The following is a 3,207-nucleotide window of genomic DNA, read 5'->3' as shown; positions in this document are numbered from 1 at the left end:
GTTCGTTACTTCAGAACTAACACAGTGGACGCGAGCAACTGAGGACAAGCCCTCGGCCTATTAGTACCAGTCAGCTCCACCCGTTACCGGGCTTCCACATCTGGCCTATCAACCCAGTCGTCTACTGGGAGCCTTACCCTCTCAAGGAGGTGGGAATACTCATCTTGAAGCAGGCTTCCCGCTTAGATGCTTTCAGCGGTTATCCCTCCCGAACGTAGCCAACCAGCCATGCCCTTGGCAGGACAACTGGCACACCAGAGGTTCGTCCGTCCCGGTCCTCTCGTACTAGGGACAGCCCTTCTCAGTATTCCTACGCGCACAGCGGATAGGGACCGAACTGTCTCACGACGTTCTAAACCCAGCTCGCGTACCGCTTTAATGGGCGAACAGCCCAACCCTTGGGACCGACTCCAGCCCCAGGATGCGACGAGCCGACATCGAGGTGCCAAACCATCCCGTCGATATGGACTCTTGGGGAAGATCAGCCTGTTATCCCCGGGGTACCTTTTATCCGTTGAGCGACGGCGCTTCCACAAGCCACCGCCGGATCACTAGTCCCGACTTTCGTCCCTGCTCGACCCGTCGGTCTCACAGTCAAGCTCCCTTGTGCACTTACACTCAACACCTGATTGCCAACCAGGCTGAGGGAACCTTTGGGCGCCTCCGTTACCCTTTGGGAGGCAACCGCCCCAGTTAAACTACCCATCAGACACTGTCCCTGATCCGGATCACGGACCGAGGTTAGACATCCAGCACGACCAGAGTGGTATTTCAACGGCGACTCCACAACCACTGGCGTGGCTGCTTCAAAGTCTCCCACCTATCCTACACAAGCCGAACCGAACACCAATATCAAACTGTAGTAAAGGTCCCGGGGTCTTTCCGTCCTGCTGCGCGAAACGAGCATCTTTACTCGTAGTGCAATTTCACCGGGCCTATGGTTGAGACAGTCGAGAAGTCGTTACGCCATTCGTGCAGGTCGGAACTTACCCGACAAGGAATTTCGCTACCTTAGGATGGTTATAGTTACCACCGCCGTTTACTGGCGCTTAAGTTCTCAGCTTCGCCCTGTCGAAACAGAGCTAACCGGTCCCCTTAACGTTCCAGCACCGGGCAGGCGTCAGTCCGTATACATCGCCTTACGGCTTCGCACGGACCTGTGTTTTTAGTAAACAGTCGCTTCTCGCTGGTCTCTGCGGCCACCCCCAGCTCAGAGAGCAAGTCTCATCACCAGGAATGGCCCCCCTTCTCCCGAAGTTACGGGGGCATTTTGCCGAGTTCCTTAACCATAGTTCACCCGAACGCCTCGGTATTCTCTACCTGACCACCTGAGTCGGTTTAGGGTACGGGCCGCCATGAAACTCGCTAGAGGCTTTTCTCGACAGCATAGGATCATCCACTTCACCACAATCGGCTCGGCATCAGGTCTCAGCCTTAACGTGTGACGGATTTGCCTACCACACGGCCTACACCCTTACCCCGGGACAACCACCGCCCGGGCTGGACTACCTTCCTGCGTCACCCCATCGCTTACCTACTACCACCTTGGATCGGCGGCTCCACCACTTTCCTTTCCCCGAAGGGTCCGGAACGGCTTCACGGCCTTAGCATCAGAGGATTCGATATTGGGCGTTTCAAAGCGGGTACCGGAATATCAACCGGTTGTCCATCGACTACGCCTGTCGGCCTCGCCTTAGGTCCCGACTTACCCTGGGCAGATCAGCTTGACCCAGGAACCCTTAGTCAATCGGCGCACACGTTTCTCACGTGTGTATCGCTACTCATGCCTGCATTCTCACTCGTGAACCGTCCACAACTCGCTTCCGCGGCTGCTTCACCCGGCACACGACGCTCCCCTACCCATCACAGCGGGCGTTGGCCCTATTGCTGCAATGACACGACTTCGGCGGTACGCTTGAGCCCCGCTACATTGTCGGCGCGGAATCACTTGACCAGTGAGCTATTACGCACTCTTTCAAGGGTGGCTGCTTCTAAGCCAACCTCCTGGTTGTCTCTGCGACTCCACATCCTTTCCCACTTAGCGTACGCTTAGGGGCCTTAGTCGATGCTCTGGGCTGTTTCCCTCTCGACCATGGAGCTTATCCCCCACAGTCTCACTGCCGTGCTCTCACTTACCGGCATTCGGAGTTTGGCTAAGGTCAGTAACCCGGTAGGGCCCATCGCCTATCCAGTGCTCTACCTCCGGCAAGAAACACACGACGCTGCACCTAAATGCATTTCGGGGAGAACCAGCTATCACGGAGTTTGATTGGCCTTTCACCCCTAACCACAGGTCATCCCCCAGGTTTTCAACCCTGGTGGGTTCGGTCCTCCACGAAGTCTTACCTCCGCTTCAACCTGCCCATGGCTAGATCACTCCGCTTCGGGTCTAGAGCGTGCAACTCAATCGCCCTATTCGGACTCGCTTTCGCTACGGCTTCCCCACACGGGTTAACCTCGCTACACACCGCTAACTCGCAGGCTCATTCTTCAAAAGGCACGCAGTCACGAGATACAGCAAGCTGATCCGACGCTCCCACGGCTTGTAGGCACACGGTTTCAGGTACTATTTCACTCCGCTCCCGCGGTACTTTTCACCATTCCCTCACGGTACTATCCGCTATCGGTCACCAGGGAATATTTAGGCTTAGCGGGTGGTCCCGCCAGATTCACACGGGATTTCTCGGGCCCCGTGCTACTTGGGAGATGAGCAAGCAAGCCGTACAGATTTCAGCTACGGGGGTCTTACCCTCTACGCCGGACCTTTCGCATGTCCTTCGCCTATCCATACGGTTTCTGACTCGCCTCACAGCCGGCAGACTGTGAAAGCTCATTCCCACAACCCCGCATGCGCAACCCCTGCCGGGTATCACACGCATACGGTTTGGCCTCATCCGGTTTCGCTCGCCACTACTCCCGGAATCACGGTTGTTTTCTCTTCCTGAGGGTACTGAGATGTTTCACTTCCCCTCGTTCCCTCCACACTGCCTATGTGTTCAGCAGTGGGTGACAGCCCATGACGACTGCCGGGTTTCCCCATTCGGACACCCCCGGATCAAAGCTCAGTTGGCAGCTCCCCGGGGCCTATCGCGGCCTCTCACGTCCTTCATCGGTTCCTGGTGCCAAGGCATCCACCGTGCGCCCTTAAAAACTTGGCCACAGATGCTCGCGTCCACTGTGTAGTTCTCAAATAACGACCAGCCACCC

Annotated in this window: 1 rRNA gene; it reads right to left on the bottom strand. The window is 56.7% G+C overall.

The features are described from left to right. Positions 1 to 40 precede the first annotated feature (40 nt). Positions 41 to 3,158: ribosomal RNA gene (locus VR44_RS23090) — 23S ribosomal RNA — on the bottom strand. Between the last annotated feature and the right edge of the window lie 49 nt (positions 3,159 to 3,207).

Source organism: Streptomyces katrae (genome assembly GCF_000966975.1).
Classification (GTDB): Bacteria; Actinomycetota; Actinomycetes; order Streptomycetales; family Streptomycetaceae; genus Streptomyces; species Streptomyces katrae.
Note: the sequence above shows the minus strand (reverse complement) of the source record. Positions and strands in the feature narration are given on the sequence as shown.